14 protein-coding genes are annotated in these 17,471 nt (G+C 34.0%); 6 read left to right on the top strand and 8 right to left on the bottom strand.

Going from position 1 to position 17,471, the window contains the following annotated elements; all coding sequences use genetic code 11:
* Window positions 1–32: 32 nt before the first annotated feature.
* The 5 genes from pyk to AACZ49_RS00225 form a co-directional block, all read right to left on the bottom strand.
* Window positions 33–1,475 carry a pyruvate kinase gene (gene pyk, locus AACZ49_RS00245; protein ID WP_339650424.1) on the bottom strand — a complete coding sequence of 481 codons (1,443 nt, stop codon included), beginning with the start codon at window positions 1,473–1,475 and terminating at the stop codon, window positions 33–35.
* Between the two features lie 2 nt (window positions 1,476–1,477).
* Entirely contained in the window at window positions 1,478–1,942 is a 465-nt protein-coding gene (locus tag AACZ49_RS00240) for an IPExxxVDY family protein (protein ID WP_339650422.1), read from the bottom strand.
* Window positions 1,943–2,057: 115 nt separating this feature from the next.
* The gene (gene rnc / locus AACZ49_RS00235; RefSeq protein WP_339650420.1) at window positions 2,058–2,792 is read right to left on the bottom strand and encodes a ribonuclease III; all 735 of its coding nucleotides are present in this window, start codon (window positions 2,790–2,792) and stop codon (window positions 2,058–2,060) included.
* Window positions 2,793–2,801: 9 nt separating this feature from the next.
* Window positions 2,802–4,052 carry a beta-ketoacyl-ACP synthase II gene (gene fabF / locus AACZ49_RS00230; protein ID WP_339650419.1) on the bottom strand — a complete coding sequence of 417 codons (1,251 nt, stop codon included), beginning with the start codon at window positions 4,050–4,052 and terminating at the stop codon, window positions 2,802–2,804.
* Between the two features lie 108 nt (window positions 4,053–4,160).
* Window positions 4,161–4,394 (bottom strand): acyl carrier protein, encoded by a 234-nt coding sequence (locus AACZ49_RS00225; RefSeq protein WP_008269813.1) that lies wholly within the window; start codon window positions 4,392–4,394, stop codon window positions 4,161–4,163.
* 291 nt (window positions 4,395–4,685) lie between these two features.
* Between AACZ49_RS00225 and AACZ49_RS00220 the strand changes: the two genes are divergently transcribed.
* Window positions 4,686–5,261: a phosphoribosylglycinamide formyltransferase gene (locus AACZ49_RS00220; RefSeq protein WP_339650418.1), complete on the top strand. Its 576-nt coding sequence runs from the start codon at window positions 4,686–4,688 to the stop codon at window positions 5,259–5,261.
* Window positions 5,261–5,896, top strand: coding sequence for a ribonuclease H family protein (locus tag AACZ49_RS00215; RefSeq protein ID WP_339650416.1), 636 nt, complete (start codon window positions 5,261–5,263; stop codon window positions 5,894–5,896). The genes AACZ49_RS00220 and AACZ49_RS00215 overlap by 1 nt, the downstream gene beginning before the upstream one ends.
* A 169-nt stretch (window positions 5,897–6,065) precedes the next feature.
* On the opposite strand, the gene AACZ49_RS00210 is transcribed toward AACZ49_RS00215, so the two are convergent.
* Entirely contained in the window at window positions 6,066–6,512 is a 447-nt protein-coding gene (locus AACZ49_RS00210) for a hypothetical protein (RefSeq protein ID WP_339650414.1), read from the bottom strand.
* Window positions 6,513–6,526: 14 nt separating this feature from the next.
* Window positions 6,527–8,221 carry a hypothetical protein gene (locus tag AACZ49_RS00205; protein ID WP_339650412.1) on the bottom strand — a complete coding sequence of 565 codons (1,695 nt, stop codon included), beginning with the start codon at window positions 8,219–8,221 and terminating at the stop codon, window positions 6,527–6,529.
* A 280-nt stretch (window positions 8,222–8,501) separates the two neighbouring features.
* On the opposite strand from AACZ49_RS00205, the gene AACZ49_RS00200 reads away from it, so the two are divergent.
* On the top strand, window positions 8,502–9,428 hold the full coding sequence (locus AACZ49_RS00200; protein ID WP_339650411.1) for a PfkB family carbohydrate kinase: 927 nt from the start codon (window positions 8,502–8,504) through the stop codon (window positions 9,426–9,428).
* 45 nt (window positions 9,429–9,473) lie between these two features.
* Window positions 9,474–11,372: an amidophosphoribosyltransferase gene (locus AACZ49_RS00195; RefSeq protein ID WP_339650410.1), complete on the top strand. Its 1,899-nt coding sequence runs from the start codon at window positions 9,474–9,476 to the stop codon at window positions 11,370–11,372.
* Window positions 11,373–12,429: 1,057 nt separating this feature from the next.
* Here the strand turns inward: AACZ49_RS00195 and AACZ49_RS00190 are convergent.
* On the bottom strand, window positions 12,430–13,038 hold the full coding sequence (locus AACZ49_RS00190; RefSeq protein WP_339650409.1) for a superoxide dismutase: 609 nt from the start codon (window positions 13,036–13,038) through the stop codon (window positions 12,430–12,432).
* A 119-nt stretch (window positions 13,039–13,157) separates the two neighbouring features.
* On the opposite strand from AACZ49_RS00190, the gene AACZ49_RS00185 reads away from it, so the two are divergent.
* Together AACZ49_RS00185 and kbl are read left to right on the top strand one after the other, a co-directional pair.
* Window positions 13,158–16,253, top strand: coding sequence for a UvrD-helicase domain-containing protein (locus tag AACZ49_RS00185; protein ID WP_339650407.1), 3,096 nt, complete (start codon window positions 13,158–13,160; stop codon window positions 16,251–16,253).
* Window positions 16,254–16,259: 6 nt separating this feature from the next.
* Complete coding sequence (kbl, locus tag AACZ49_RS00180) at window positions 16,260–17,453, top strand: glycine C-acetyltransferase (RefSeq protein ID WP_339650405.1); 1,194 nt, start codon at window positions 16,260–16,262, stop codon at window positions 17,451–17,453.
* Window positions 17,454–17,471 lie beyond the last annotated feature (18 nt).

Raw genomic sequence — 17,471 nt, 5'->3', positions numbered from 1 at the left:
GACCCCTTTTTTTATTTATTTCTATAGAACGACTAAATATCCCTAGATTCTATCTCTGACACTCTTAGTGTATTAACCATACCTTTATCTTTCATAGGCATCGCCGCTAGACTGATTAACATATCGCCAACTTCTAGGAATCCTTTTTTAAATGCCATACGGTTTACATCTTCAATCGTTTCATCAGTAGAAACATCCTTATCATAATAAAAAGCCTTTACTCCCCATAAAAGGTTCAATTGAGTAAGAATTCTTTTATTCGACGTAAATACAAGTATGTGAGCACTAGGTCTCCATGCTGAAATTTGAAAAGCGGTATATCCACTATTGGTCAATGTAGAGATTGCCTTTGCCTTTATTTCATTTGCCATTAATGCTGCATGGTAACAAATAGATTTTGTTATAAATCTTTTTGTACGAACATGTGGTGGATCATGAGGAACATGAATTAAATCTGAACCTTCAACACTTTGTAAAATACTAGACATTTTCTCAATTACCTCAACAGGATAATTACCTACTGAAGTTTCACCAGATAACATTACAGCATCTGCACCATCCATAACTGAATTAGCAACATCATTTACTTCTGCCCTAGTAGGTGTAAGACTAGTAATCATGGTTTCCATCATTTGTGTTGCAATAATTACAGGAATCCTAGCTTTTTTGGCACGTAATACCAATTGTTTCTGAATTAAAGGAACTTCATGTGCAGGAACTTCAACACCTAAATCTCCACGAGCAACCATAAGACCATCACAATAGGCTACAATTTTATCGATATTCTCAACCGCCTCTGGCTTTTCAATTTTTGCTATAATTGGAATTTTATGCGCAGAATGTTTATTGATAATATTCTGAAGATCAATCAAATCTTGACTGAAACGAACAAACGAAAGAGCAATCCAATCCACTTCTAAACTGATTGCAAATTCGGCATCCTTAATATCCTTTGGTGTTAGTGCCGGTAATGAGATATTTGTGTTTGGTAGATTTACACCTTTTTTAGATTTAAGTGGCCCGCCTTGTATAACCTTAGCTAAAACCTCATCTGTTCCATTGGTTTTAACTACCTCAAACATTAGTTTTCCATCATCCAATAGAATTCGTTCCCCAGCCTTAACGTCTCTAGGAAATTCTTTGTAGTTCATGTAAACTCTATCAGCAGTACCCTCAAAAGGTTTCCCTGTAACAAATGTTATTTCATCACCAGGACTAACTACAACATCACCTGTCATTACACCTACGCGTAATTTAGGTCCTTGTAAATCTGCTAAAATGGATGTATTTGTATCCAATTCTTCGTTTAATTCACGTATCATCTTAACGCGCTCGGCTACATCATCATAATCGGCGTGAGAAAAATTTATTCTGAAAACATCTACTCCTGCATTGATCATGCTCCTGAGTACCTCTTTCTTGCTAGTTGCAGGCCCTAATGTGGCTACAATTTTCGTCTTTTTTACAGTTGGCATTTTTAAAATATTAAATTGTTCTTCGATTTTAGTTTTTCTGTACTTATTTCATATGCTGCCATAATTCTTGGCATCATAAGTATATTTTTAATCAACAAACTTGTATCGTACTCCTTCTCCGTTTCTATTTTTAATAAATAATCAACATCCTTATATTCACGTATAAGCCTTGGTTTATTAGATATTGTTTCGTTTTGGAATAAATCATTATTGGGGATAAGTTCATGTTCACTTCCGTGGTTTGCAACTAACACCCAATATATGTCATGAAATTCATCATCCCATTCAAAAATTGGAAATGATTTATTTTCAGCAAGATTAAAATCCTTTCTTGCTCTTACAAATTTTGCTTTTAAACTTTTATTCAACCCATAGACTAAAGCGTAATCGTCTAAAGTAGTATGTAAAGCTATTAGTATAAAAGATTCATCATAAAAATCATCGTTTATTTTATAAATAGCTGCCATACTCCAAGAAAAGCGTAAATATAAAACTAATAAGCTTTAAAGCCTAGTATCATAAATTGATATAAACATTATAATAGTTATTAAAATGTTAGCATTTTACAATTTTTACTGAAGATTAATTCTCCATCTTGTCTTGAAGTGCAAAGAATGCTCTTTTTGAAGCTCTCTCTTCTGCCTTCTTCTTTGAAGTTGCCCTAGCTTTTGCCACTACATTACCTCCAATAGAAAGTTTAACGGCAAAATGTTTTAATACATCATTTCCTGTGTCTTCATAAACATCGAAATCAAAAGTTTTCTTTTGCTTTTGACACCACTCAATAACTAAACTCTTATAACTTATAACCCTGCCCTCTAATTGCTCAATATCTACATAGGGCTCAATCACCCTCTTTTTAATAAACTTTTCGCAGTAGTCGTAACCTCTATCTAAATAGATCGCACCTACAAGAGCTTCAAAAACATTACCATGAATGTTTTGGCCGAAATTCGATTTAGGAATTCTACTTTCTACAAAATTAATAAGCCCTAAATCTTTACCAAGTTCATTAAGATGTTCTCTACTTACTATTTTAGAACGCATTTTGGTAAGATAACCCTCATCACCCTCGGGGACTTCATTATAAAGATGCTTAGAAATTAAGGTACCCAACATAGAATCGCCTAAGAATTCTAAACGTTCATAATTCATAGCATTTCCCTTTTCATCCTTTTTATTCATAGATCGATGTAAAAAGGCCTTCTTATAGAAGGATAATGTTTTGGGTTTAAATCCTAAAATTTTAGTGACCCCCAAAAAAAAATCCCCATCCTCTTTAGGATGGGAATTAAATAAGTTTGTGGGAAAATGCATAAAATTAAATTAATCTAATTTTTTAAAGACTACACAGGCATTATGTCCTCCAAAACCGAACGTATTGCTCATGGCAACTTTCACATCTCGTTTCTGCGCCTTGTTCAATGTAAGGTTTAAACTAGGATCTATATTTTCATCAACCGTAGTGTGGTTTATTGTAGGTGGCACAATACCATGCTCCATAGACAAAATTGAAGCAATCGCCTCAATCGCCCCTGCAGCACCTAGCAAATGACCCGTCATTGATTTGGTAGAATTAATATTTATCTTTTTTGCATGTTCACCAAATACTTTGGTAATCGCTTTTAATTCTGCTACATCACCAAGTGGTGTAGAAGTACCATGAGTATTAATGGCGTCAACATCTTCTATGGACATACCGGCATCTCTTAGGCAATTTTCCATTACCCTAACCACACCAATACCATCTGGGTGGGGAGCCGTCATATGATAAGCATCACTTGACATTCCGCCACCTGCTACCTCTGCATAGATTTTAGCACCTCTGGCTATTGCATGTTCATATTCTTCTAGAACCAATGCGCCTGCACCTTCCCCTAAAACAAAACCATCTCGGGTTGCATCAAAAGGTCTTGAAGCAGACTCAGGACTTTCATTTCTAGTAGACAATGCGTGCATTGCACCAAAACCGCCCATACCCGCAATAGTAACCGCAGCTTCACTACCTCCCGTTACGATTACATCGCAATGACCCAATCGAATATAGTTTAAGGCATCTATCATTGCATTTGCCGAAGAGGCACATGCAGAAACAGTGGTGTAATTTGGCCCCATAAAACCATGCTTAATGGATATGTTTCCCGGAGCAATATCTGCTATCATTTTTGGTATAAAGAATGGATTGAACCTGGGTGTACCATCTCCATTCGCAAAATTCATAACTTCATTTTGAAAGGTTTCTAAACCTCCAATACCTGCTCCCCAAATAACTCCAACACGAAACTTATCTATTTTTTCTAAATCTAATTTAGAATCAAGAATAGCCTCATCGGAAGAAACTAACGCATACTGCGCAAATCTATCCAACTTTCGACCTTCTTTTCTATCAAAATGGTCTTCTGTATTGTAATTCTTTAATTCGCAAGCAAATTTTACCTTGAATTTTTCTGTATCGTAATATGTAATAGGTGCCGATCCGCTTTTACCGCTAATCAGCGCATTCCAATATTCTTCAATATTATTTCCTATTGGCGTAAGCGCCCCCAAACCTGTAACTACAACTCGCTTTAACTGCATTTAACTTCTTATTTGTTTAAATCTAAACCAAGCGTAAATTAAAAAAAATTATCCATGCGGAGCATTTACCACATGGATAATTTGAATTCTATTTAAGAATACATGATTTTACTTCGCTTCTTCTATATAGCTGATGGCTTGACCAACAGTTGCGATATTTTCGGCTTGGTCGTCTGGAATTTGAATATCAAATTCTTTTTCGAACTCCATTATCAACTCAACTGTATCCAATGAATCTGCGCCTAAATCGTTAGTAAAGCTAGCTTCGGTTACCACTTCGTTTTCATCAACTCCTAATTTATCAACGATGATAGCTTTAACTCTTGATGCAATGTCTGACATAATAATATTTGTTTTAAAAATTTAAATTGTTGGCAAAAATAAAAAACTTTGGTTTAATTACACTAATTGTCGTTAAAATGTATTGTAATTTAATAAAATTAAATACAAGTGCAGTAATTTTACCACATTAATATTTTGTTCCTGTAACGTTGAAAAAAGGTTTTGTAAAAAGGGGAGTTAATTAGAACTATAAATAATATACGTTTTTTTCTATTTTCTGTCTTGCTTACTATTCACTTCTCAAATACCGAACTTAATTCATTGATTGCCCTCTTTAAAAGACTATTTCTATTGAAAACCAAACAAATTATTCTTTTTGCCTCAGGTTCTGGGTCTAATGTTGAAAACATTGCCAACTATTTTAAATTCAGTAAGGACGTTACAATATCCTGTGTACTAACTAACAAAAGCGATGCCAAAGTCATAGAACGCTGTAATAGACTAGGTTTAAATGCTCTTTTTTTTAACCGTCAGGCCTTCTCTAAAAGCGATTTTATTCTAAATATGCTTCAATCCCTTAAACCAGATCTTATAGTTTTAGCCGGTTTTTTATGGAAAATTCCTGAAGCGATCACCGATGCCTTTCCCAATAAAATCGTGAACATACACCCTGCCCTATTGCCAAAATATGGAGGCAAAGGTATGTATGGCATGAATGTTCATAATGCCGTAAAAGAAAATAAAGAATTAGAAACTGGTATTACCATACATTATGTAAATGCTAATTACGATGAAGGCGCAATCATTCATCAAGCAAAAACAATTATTGAAAGAAACGATACTGCCGAAGATATTGCTTCAAAAGTACATCAGCTAGAATATGATTTTTTTCCCAAAATCATTGAAGATTTATTATCTAAAATGTAATGGCAAAAAAAGAAAAATATTATGTAGTCTGGAAAGGGAAAAAACCAGGTATTTATAATTCATGGAAAGAATGCAAAGCTGCTATTACCGGTTATGCAGGCGCAGAATACAAATCTTTTGAATCTTTTGATGTTGCACAGAAAGCCTATAACGGAAATTATGCTGATTATAAAGGAAAGAAGAAAACAGTATCGACACTATCAAAAGAAGAACTATTAAAAATTGGCCTGCCCAACTATAATTCTATTTCAGTTGATGCCGCATCTAGTGGCAACCCTGGGGTTATGGAATACCAAGGGGTAGACACCAAAACTGGCAAAAAACTATTCAGACAAGGGCCATTTCCCCAAGGTACTAACAACATTGGTGAATTTTTAGCTATTGTTCATGGTCTAGCATTCTTAAAGGAACGTAATAGTGACCGTATTATTTATACCGATTCGAGAACGGCGATGAGCTGGGTTCGTAAAAAAAACTGCAATACCAAACTGGCAGAATCCGCTAAAAACAAAGATTTGTTCGAACTAATACGTAGAGCTGTAGATTGGCTTAAAAAAAATCAATACACTACAGTCATTGTAAAATGGGAAACAAAGGCTTGGGGTGAAATACCTGCCGATTTTGGAAGAAAATGATATGGAATTAATCCTTTTTTGTGAAAAAAAGTAAACTATTTATTTTTTCAAAATAGTCTTACTTTATAAAAAAACTCGTTCTATATTATATATCCTAAGCTTTAATAAGGACCCAGAAAACAAAAAAATTAATTCTTATAAACTGAATCCTTTATAGTCAATGACTCTATTAATAACAACCATTTAGTATTGGTGAAATACTTTCAACTACAATTATTGGAATCGTATTTGTCTCATAAGTTGTAAAACAGATTTCAACACATTTTACATTAATAAATTTATTGTCAAAATCAACAAAATCAAAGGATTTTGGATTTACTGGATAAGAATAGACTATTCTTTTATTGGATTTTAAAGTGAATTCTAAAGCAGTATTTAGAATATCTGAATCCACTTCTAGAAAATCAGAAATGCTACTGTCATAATACTTTCCTAAACTAATTTGACCAATCTCTATTACAATCTTATTTAAAGATTTTATAACATCTACCTTGGGCCCCAATAAAATAGAAGATTGATAGTTTTTATTATTACTAATAATAGTAATATCTGAAGTTTTTTGACCGAAGGATAAATTGTTATTTAAAACAAATAATAAAATTAAAATATAACGCATTTCGTTTAGTTTTTTTATTTACTTTTTCTAATCATTGTTACAATATATGGATATTCTGCGTCAAGACTAAAGGGTGTATTTGAGGTGCCGGTCAAAATATCATTGGTTGAATCATAATATAATTTATTTTGATTACTAGCTCCATAATCAGAATAAGGCTTTAAGCCTGATGCATTATCGTAAAAAAGAAAAAATTTACCCTTATTATCCTGTCCCATACCAACAATTACAACGAAATGATCCGTTGTATTATCTGTTAGAGGATTTGGACTACCTGCATGTGTATCTACACCAACTATTACTGGAATATCATTTTGTAATGCATACGATAAATAGCTCAAGGCTCTGCGCATTTCCACTGTATTAGAACCATTTGATGCTTTATAAACTTGTATTGTTTGACTACTAACACCATAATTTGATATTGAATATCCTTTTTTCGCTATTTGAGCCTTGGCATAATCCATACAATTCTTTGTTACTCCCGGGTGATTCCATCCTATAAAGTCATTCACAGGAATTATTGGACCTATAGAAGGCCAAACTTGCTGGGAATTGAAATCATCATATTCATTAGTGTCATAACCTCCAGGACTATTATTATTTAAATCATTCGCCGCATCTAAGTCCAATGAAGTTCTGTTATTAAGAATATGATTAAAATCGATACCACCATTGCCAGTCATAACAACATTCAATCCTCTTTTTAACAAGTCTATATCAGAAGTTGTAATATTATAAGTGATAAATAATTGAACCAAGCTTTTGGCAAGTACGCTATAATTTGAAAGAAAGCTTAACTCTTCATTTGTAAGGTTATAATTCATAAGACCCTCCAACTTTAAAACGGATTTGGGATAAAGGACAGCTCCTGAAGCACCTGTAGAATAACAGGAGTCACATTCGCCCTTAGAAGATAGCGTTGACTTATTCACCCCACTATTACTACAATCAATAATCAATGCAGGTTCAGTGTGGTCATGAACCCCAACCAATTCACCATGACATGAGCAAGTGGCCTCCATATACCAAGTGCAATTACCAGATCCTGAATCAAAAGGTGAAGTTCCTCCGGTAGAACTAGGATCCCCACCACCAGTTTGTGCTGCGCCACCACCTCCCGAAGGGGCTACAACGGCAATGTCACATGGTATAGGATCCCCATATTGGTCATATCTTGTCTCACAAACCATCCCAAAAGGATTAGCGCCCTTAAAAAAGTCCTTATGAGATAATAATCCTATCTCGCCAGTAAAATCCTCGAAACGTCTGCCATTATTCTCATACTGTTCTATATAATTTTCATCCATTTTATACTGTAGAACAAATGGAGTCATAGGCTTTCCTTTTGAATTTAAAGGTACAATCAAATTGTAAAATATGTTTTCAGGTGAGTCATCATAAATAAACGGTATTGAGTAATTTACCTTACCTAATGAGTCACTAACCTTAGTTATATTCAATTTTGAAAAAATTATATCACGCTTTTCTTTACCCTTTTTTTCGAAAACGTCTACTCCTGATACATTAGCAATAAAATCAGTTATTTCTGGTATATCTTCTAAGTTTACTATACTAGAACTTAGGTTACTTTTAATAAGAATTGAATTGATATAATCTATTTTATTTTCTTCTACTTCTTTTTCACAACTAAAAATTGACAATAGTATAAATACAAACAAATAATTAAAAACAGTTGGTTTTTTCATTTCAAAAAATAAATGGTTACGACTTTAAATTAGAAAAATAATTAGGCTACCCCCACACACACAAAACCCTTACAATAATGGAGGTTATTCTATTTTTTTGATAAAGCGTGTACTTTTATCGACAACCAACTGCTTATTTTTGACCATTTCAATATTTCCATTTAACCTTTGATAAAATTACCAAACTCACTTTTATCAAATATTCCTTTCAGTAATCGTTAAACCATTTTAATTCGCCCTTCAAATCCGTATATTTGCAGCTTAAATTTTTTACATTTTTATGGGCAAACTTTTAATTGTAGGAACTGTCGCTTTTGATGCCATTGAAACACCGTTTGGCAAAACAGATAAGATATTGGGTGGTGCCGCCACCTTTATAGGTTTGGCAGCTTCACAGTTCGATGTAGATTCGGCCATTATATCTGTAGTTGGTGATGATTTTCCTCAAGAATATTTAGACTTATTAACCGATAGAAAAATCGATATATCTGCCTTAGAAATTGTAAAAGGAGGTAAAACTTTCTTCTGGAAAGGTTTATATCATAATGATTTAAATACACGGGACACCTTAGTAACCGAATTAAATACTTTAGCAGACTTTAATCCTGTTGTTCCAGAAGATTATAATGATGCCGATGTAGTTATGTTAGGAAATCTTCACCCAATTGTTCAACAGGGTGTAATTAATCAAATGAAAAAACGACCAAAGCTTATCATCTTGGACACTATGAATTTTTGGATGGACAATGCTTTAAATGATTTAATGGAGGTCATTAAACATATAGACGTTTTAACCATCAATGATGAGGAAGCTAGACAATTGACCGGAGAGTATTCTTTGGTTAAGGCAGCTCAAATGATTTTTACAATGGGCCCTAAATATGTAGTTATTAAAAAAGGAGAACATGGTGCTTTATTATTTCATGAAGACCAAATCTTCTTTGCTCCTGCACTACCTTTAGAGGAAGTTTTCGACCCTACTGGAGCTGGTGATACATTCGCTGGAGGATTTGCAGGATATTTAGCAGCCAGTGAGAATAGTTCTTTTGAAAACATGAAAAAGGCTGTTATACATGGGTCTAACCTTGCTTCTTTCAGTGTTGAAAAATTTGGCGCAGAGAGAATGCTTAAGTTAAATCACAAGGAGATTTCAGAAAGACTGCATCAGTTTAAAAGACTGACCCAGTTTGATATTGAATTACAATAAACCCCTAGCCCTAAATTATTGGGGTTTTTTTAATACCAAAAAGTAATGAGTGACGCTATTAAGCATGAATGTGGCATTTCTGTAATACGACTATTAAAGCCATTAGAGTATTACAAGGAAAAGTATGGTACAGCATTTTATGGTGTAAATAAAATGTATTTAATGATGGAGAAACAGCACAATCGAGGTCAAGACGGTGCAGGTTTCGCAAGTATTAAATTAGATGTAAAAGCAGGTGAACGATACATGAGTCGTGTTCGTTCGTGTGAGCAGCAACCTATTCAGGACATTTTTGCTCAAATTAATGATCGCATTAACAAAGAGTTAAAAGAACATCCTGAATACGAAGACAATGTTGCGCTTCAGAAAAAACATATTCCCTATATAGGCGAATTACTACTTGGTCACGTACGTTACGGAACTTTTGGTAAAAACAGCATAGAAAGCGTTCACCCCTTTTTAAGACAAAACAATTGGATGCACCGTAACCTAATTGTTGCAGGTAATTTCAACATGACCAACGTACATGAACTGTTCGACAATTTAATTCAGCTGGGGCAACATCCCAAAGAAATGGCGGATACCGTTACCGTAATGGAAAAAATTGGCCATTTTTTAGATGATGCAGTTGCCAAATTATACAAGCAAATAAAAAAAGAAGGCCATACAAAACAACAGGCTTCCCCTATCATTGCCGAACGTTTAAAGGTTTATAAAATATTAAGAAGGGCCGCAAAAAATTTTGACGGTGGTTATGCTATGGCCGGTTTGTTAGGTCACGGTGATGCTTTTGTGTTACGTGACCCAAGCGGAATTAGACCTGCTTACTATTATAAGGACGATGAAGTTGTTGTTGTTGCTTCAGAAAGACCTGCTATACAAACCGTATTTAATGTGCCTTACGAAGAGGTAAAGGAGCTTGATCCAGGCGCCGCTATTATCATTAAGAAAAATGGAACTAGTGCTATTAAACAAATTCTAGAGCCGAAAGAACGAAAAGCATGTTCTTTTGAACGCATCTATTTCTCTAGAGGTAGTGATAAAGAAATTTATCAAGAAAGAAAAGCCTTAGGTAAATTGGTTTTTCCTCAAATTCTAGAAGCTATAGATGAAGATATCAAGAATACAGTATTCTCATATATACCAAATACAGCTGAAACTTCTTTTTACGGAATGGTAAAAGAGGCACAAAACTATTTGAACAAGAAAAAAGAAGAACAAATACTAGCATTAGGCCCAAATATAACTGGTGAACAATTACATGAAATTTTAGAAGTTCGACCTCGAATTGAAAAGGTAGCCATTAAGGATGCCAAACTACGAACCTTTATAACACAAGACAGTAGTAGAGACGATCTTGTTGCCCATGTGTATGACATATCTTATGGTTCTGTCAAAGAAGGCGATAACCTAGTAATCATAGATGATAGTATCGTAAGGGGTACTACCCTAAAGAAAAGTATTCTTAGAATTTTAGATCGTTTATCACCTAAGAAAATTATTGTTGTCTCTTCTGCACCACAAATCAGATACCCAGATTGCTATGGTATTGATATGGCTAAATTAGAGGACTTTATTGCCTTCAAAGCCGCATTAGCATTACATGAAGACAATAACTCTATGCATATTGTAGAAGAGATTTATAAAAAATGTTTGACCCAAGTACAGACTAAGGACAAAGATGTAGTAAATTATGTAAAGGATTTCTACACGCCATTTTCTGCGAAACAGATTTCAAAGAAAATTGGAGAGTTATTAAGTCCGGAAGGTATTAAAGCTGAGGTAACTATAATCTATCAGACAATTTCTAGCTTACACGAGGCTTGCCCTAAAAATTTAGGAGATTGGTATTTTACCGGAAACTACCCTACCCCAGGCGGAAATAGAGTTGTAAACAAAGCTTTCATTAATTTTTATGAAGGAAATAACGAAAGAGCATATTAAATAAAACTTCGATGAAATACATAAATATTATGTATTTCATCGTCAAAAAATGTATTTAACCGATAGAATAGTCGAATTGAACTAACCGGCTTTACTTTTAGGGCTACCATAGCATAAGTAGGTTAAGTTCATGGTAAGATTTGGGGCAAAAAAGGTGGAGGTTTCTCCACCTTTTTTATTGAATACCCTTTCCTAAAACAAACAGCATTCTTTCAAAAAATTACACTTATTTGTCCTTTAAACGTTATTACTGGAAGTATAACCAATACCTTTTACAATCTTCATATACAGCATTACTTTTGAAGAACCATAGCATAAGTAGGTTAAGTTCATGGTAAGATTTGGGGAAAAGACGGGGCTATGTTCCGTCTTTTTATTTTGCACCATTTTTAGAAAAAATCAATTGAAAAGAATACAATAGTAGTATTACAACCAATGTTCGGGGCGTTGAACGGAAAGCTTTCCCTAAAACCTAAACTACACATATATTTGGAAGACCATAGCATAAGTAGGTTAAGTTCATGGTAAGATTTGGGGAAAAGACGGGGCTATGCTCCGTCTTTTTATTTTACGCCTGAGTAGCTTCTTTTCTTTAAACAGGATATTCAATAAAAACCAAATAGTATTACAATCATTGTTCAGAAAGTTCAATGGTTAACATGCCTAAAAACACCAACCACCTATATATTAGCAGAGGCAAATCATAAATAGGTTAAGGTCATGGTAAGATTTGGGGGGAGGAGGAGACAGAGTTATGCTTTATCTTTTTATTTTATCAATCGGGTTAACTATCCACATATAAGATATCTTAAAAACCTCCTGAAATTCAAGTTTTACTAAATTAAAGTTATTTTTTTCTTAAAATTTCTTTTTTTATTTACTCAATACCAGTAATTTAGTCCCGCCATAGCATAAGTAGGTTAAGTTTATGGTAAGATTTGGGATGAAAAGGGTGGAGACTTCTCCGCCCTTTTCTATTTTAAACCAAAAAAACCACTTAAAATTATTTATTAAGTGGTTTCCTACAAAAGCCGTAAGGCGCTTTCGTTTCTAAATATTATTTGTTGCTAGCATAAAGTTTTGACACTTCATCCCAATTAATGATGTTGAAAAATGCTTCAATATAATCAGGTCTTCTATTTTGATAATGAAGATAGTAAGCATGCTCCCATACATCTAAACCTAAAATGGGGTGTCCACCACAACCTACACCAGGCATAAGTGAGTTATCTTGATTAGGTGTAGAACATACTTCTACTTTGCCTCCTTTATGAACACATAACCATGCCCAACCGGAACCAAATCTAGTCCCTGCTGAAGTAGTAAACTTATCCTTAAAAGCCTCGAATGAACCAAAAGCACTATCCATAGCCTTGGCAAGTTCGCCACTTGGCTTACCTCCACCGTTTGGTGATAAAATTGTCCAGAATAATGAATGGTTATAAAAACCCCCACCGTTATTTCTAACAGCTGCATTATTCATATCTAAACCAGTTAAGATATCTTCAATTGATTTTCCTTCAAGATCAGTACCTTCTATAGCGGCATTTAATTTAGTGATATATCCGTTATGATGTTTTGTATGATGTATTTCCATTGTCCTCGCATCTATATGTGGCTCAAGTGCATCATATGCGTAAGGCAATTTCGGTAGTTGAAAAGCCATAATTTGTTTGTTTTTAAATTAATATTAATTGTATTTCAAAGTTACGAGTTTTAACATATATATTCATCTAATAATTTGTTAAGAACTGTACTGGAATCCTTAATTTGCAGTAAAAATCGGTGTCCAGTAATTCTTTTACCATATATAATGCTTCTGCAGGATCAGGCAAAACCTATGCTCTTGCCAAAGTATACTTAAAAATCATACTAGCATCTCCACAAAGTTTTAGAAAAATCTTGGCAATAACATTTACCAACAAAGCGGTAAATGAGATGAAGCATCGTATTTTAAATAGCCTTTACGAGTTTTCTACAACTAAGTCTATTGAAGAAGCTTCGCCTTTATTTAATGACATAATCAATGAAACCCTGTTTACTATTAAAGACCTACCTTCTTTAAGCAAACTTAGATTAAAACAAATACTGCACAATTACGCTTTTTTTGATATTTCTACCATTGATAAATTTACACATAGGCTTATACGAACTTTTGCAAAGGACTTGAAAATTCCGCAAAATTTTGAAGTTGTATTAGATGTTGACCTATTATTACAAGAAGCTGTCGAAAGAGTCATAGGCAAAGCTGGTGAAGATCCTGAATTTACAAAAGTGCTTTTAGATTTTGCCATTGAAAAAATAGAAGATGATAGAAGTTGGGATATTGGCTTTGACTTATTAAAAATTGGTAAGCTTATATTCGACGAAAATAACGAAGAACATCTTAAACACTTGAAGGATGTAGAGCTCGGAGATTTCTTAAAACTACAAAGTCATCTAAAGACCCAAATAAAAACAATAGAGAAAAAAATTATTGAACTTGCCTCCGCCTCACTAGATACTATAATCGATCACGGTGTTGAATTCAAGGACTTTCCCAGGGAGACTTTACCCAATCATTTTATAAAAATAAAGAATGGTTATTTTAACCCTACATCACTCTATAATAATAAGCTTGAAGAAAATCTTATCGAGGGTAAAATACTAAAAGCTACCATCAAAAACCCTCCCACAGAACTTGCTCCCCAATTGCTTCAATATTATCAAAATATAAAGCAGCTGATTTATAAAAGAGGACTCTTCTCCAATATCAATAGAAACATTGTTCCTTTTGCATTATTAAACGCCATTCGAAAAGAATTGAAAATAATTCAGGAAGAAAAAGACCAGTTATCAATTTCTGAATTTAATAGCTTAATCGCCAAAGAGATTAAAGATCAACCTGCGCCTTTCATTTATGAACGACTAGGGGAAAAATACAGGCACTACTTTATAGATGAATTTCAAGATACTTCTCAGATGCAATGGGAAAACCTTATTCCATTAATCGGTAATGCCATGGAAGGGGAAGACGAATTGGGCAATACAGGATCACTATTTTTAGTAGGTGACCCTAAGCAAGCCATCTACAGATGGCGTGGTGGCAAGGCAGAACAATTTCTCGAATTGGCAACACATCAAAACCATCCGTTTACCATACAATCGGAGCTAGTAACGCTGCCAAAAAACTATAGAAGTTATGCAGAAATCATCAATTTCAACAATAGCTTTTTTCAAAGCATAAGTCCTTTTTTAGAAAACACATTGTATCAAGAGTTTTTTAAAACTGGTAATCAGCAAGAAGTCAACCTAAAAGAAGGCGGCTATGTAAACTTAACTTTATTGCCCGAAGAGAATGATGAACAATATTCACTAGAAACCTTGGCCGCTATCCATAAATGTTTAGCTCAAGGATATTCTTATAATGACATATGTGTCATTATAAGAAAAAAGAAACACGGACTACTATTGGCAGATTTTCTGATGCAAAACAAAATACCTGTAGTATCTTCAGATTCTTTGTTATTAAGTGGGAGCCCTAAAGCCATTTTTCTGGTACAGCTTATACGATATATGGTTCAACCGAAAGAACAGGAAATACAATACGAGATACTGAACTTTCTATCTAAGGAAAAAGAGGACAAACATGCATATATCTATGAAAATATAAATAATCTTGACACCCATCTATTAGAACAATATGGTTTTGACGCCTCAAAATTACGACAGACCTCTGTTTTTGACGGACTAGCATATGCCATTAAAACATTTGACCTTATACCGAATTCAGATGCCCATTTATCTGCATTTATGGATTTGGTTTTCGATGTTGAGCAAAAATATGGTTCAGACATGCAATCGTTTCTAGATTATTGGGATAAAAAAGGAAAAACGTCTAGTATTAGCACTCCAGAGAATTTAGACTCTGTACAAATTATGACCATTCATAAATCTAAAGGTTTGGAGTTTCCTGTTGTAATATTCCCATATGCTAATTCTAATGTATTTGAAGAAATTGACCCAAAACTTTGGTTACCGGTAGACCAAGATGAATTTCTTGGATTTACAGAAGTACTCATTAACAAAAAACAAGAAGTACAGCAATATGGCGAAATTGAATCATTGCTTTATTCCCTTGACCATCAGAAGCTACAATTAGATGCATTCAATCTTTTATACGTTGCACTAACTAGAGCTGTAAACGCTTTATTCATTATAAGCTCAAATAATCTTGATAGAAAAGGTGACCATAACCCAAACTATTATTCAGGCTTATTTATTCATTTTTTAAAAAGTAAAGGATTATATGAGCAAGATAAAGTTGAATATGATTTTGGAGAATTTAAAAGTATGGAAACAAAACGTTCCTCAAATACTACTCAAAAAAACATACCCTATATATATACCAACAAAGATCGCCCTGATTTTAAAATTCTAGCAATGGCAGGTATTTTATGGGATGAAGGTTTAGATGATGCTATCAATCAAGGTAATGTTATTCATGCTGTTTTAGGGGCTATTTACACAACGGCTGATTTAGAAAAAGCGCTTCAAATGGCACTTCAAAAAGGATTCATCAAAGATCAGGAAAAGCAAAAAATAAAAGCTATCGTTAAAAGAGTTATTTACCATCAAGATTTAAATCATTTTTACGAAACAGGTTTTGAAGTGCTGAACGAACGAGATTTATTAATGCCCAATGGAACTATTCAAAGACCAGACAGAGTTGTACTTAAAAATAATCATGCTACCATAATTGACTATAAAACAGGCGAACAAAATGCTAACTATCACAATCAACTGAATACATATGCCGAGAGCTTTTCAAATATGGGTTATATAATAGACCAAAAAATCATTGTGTATATTAATACAGAAATACAATTAGAATATATATAAGTAATTATGTACGGAAAAATTAAAGAATACTTAGAGCAAGAAATTGAGTCTATTAAAAATGACGGTCTTTTTAAAGAAGAAAGAATTATCGTTTCCCCACAAGATGCCGTTATAAAAATTAACACGGGACAAGAGGTTATTAACTTTTGTGCGAATAACTACTTAGGGCTTTCATCACACCCAGATGTTATCCAAGCCGCTAAAGATGCTATGGACACCCATGGTTTTGGTATGTCTTCAGTTAGATTTATTTGTGGCACACAGGATATTCATAAAACCCTCGAAAAAAAAATAGCGCATTTCTACGAAACTGAAGATACGATATTATATGCAGCGGCTTTTGATGCAAATGGTGGTGTTTTTGAGCCATTACTATCTGCGGAAGATGCCATAATTTCAGATTCACTAAACCATGCTTCTATTATAGATGGTGTACGCTTATGTAAAGCTAAACGATATAGATATGCAAATAGCGATATGAAAGATCTAGAGGAGCAACTTATAAAAGCGAATGAAGACGGAGCTAGATTTAAAATCATCGTAACTGATGGTGTATTTTCTATGGACGGTATCGTAGCTCCATTAGATAAGATTTGTGATTTGGCCGATAAGTACGACGCATTGGTTATGATAGATGAATGTCATGCGGCAGGTTTCATTGGTGAAAAAGGAAAAGGGACCCTAGAAGAAAAAGGTGTTATGGGTAGAATAGACATCATCACCGGCACCTTAGGTAAAGCTTTAGGTGGGGCAATGGGTGGATATACTACCGGTAAAAAAGAAATTATCACGCTACTAAGACAGCGTTCCAGACCTTATCTATTTTCTAACTCATTGGCTCCAGCCATTGTTGGTGCGTCTATAAAGGTGTTTGATATGTTAGAAAACGATACATCACTACGTGATAAACTTCAAGAAAATACAGAATACTTCAAAAAAGGCATAAAAGAAGCAGGCTTCGATATCGTAGATGGAGACTCTGCGATTGTTCCTGTAATGCTATATGATGCTAAATTATCACAAGAAATGGCAAATAGGTTACTTGAAAAGGGAATTTATGTTATCGGTTTTTTCTATCCTGTAGTACCAAAAGGTAAAGCACGAATAAGAGTTCAACTTTCAGCAGCCCATTCAAAGGAGCATATAGACACTGCAATTAAAGCATTTACCGAAGTTGGCAAAGAACTGAAAATTATTTAAATGTGCTTTTTAATCTAT

The sequence above is a fragment of the uncultured Maribacter sp. genome (genome assembly GCF_963975365.1).
Lineage (GTDB): Bacteria > Bacteroidota > Bacteroidia > Flavobacteriales > Flavobacteriaceae > Maribacter.
This window is presented reverse-complemented; position numbering and strand designations above follow the sequence as displayed.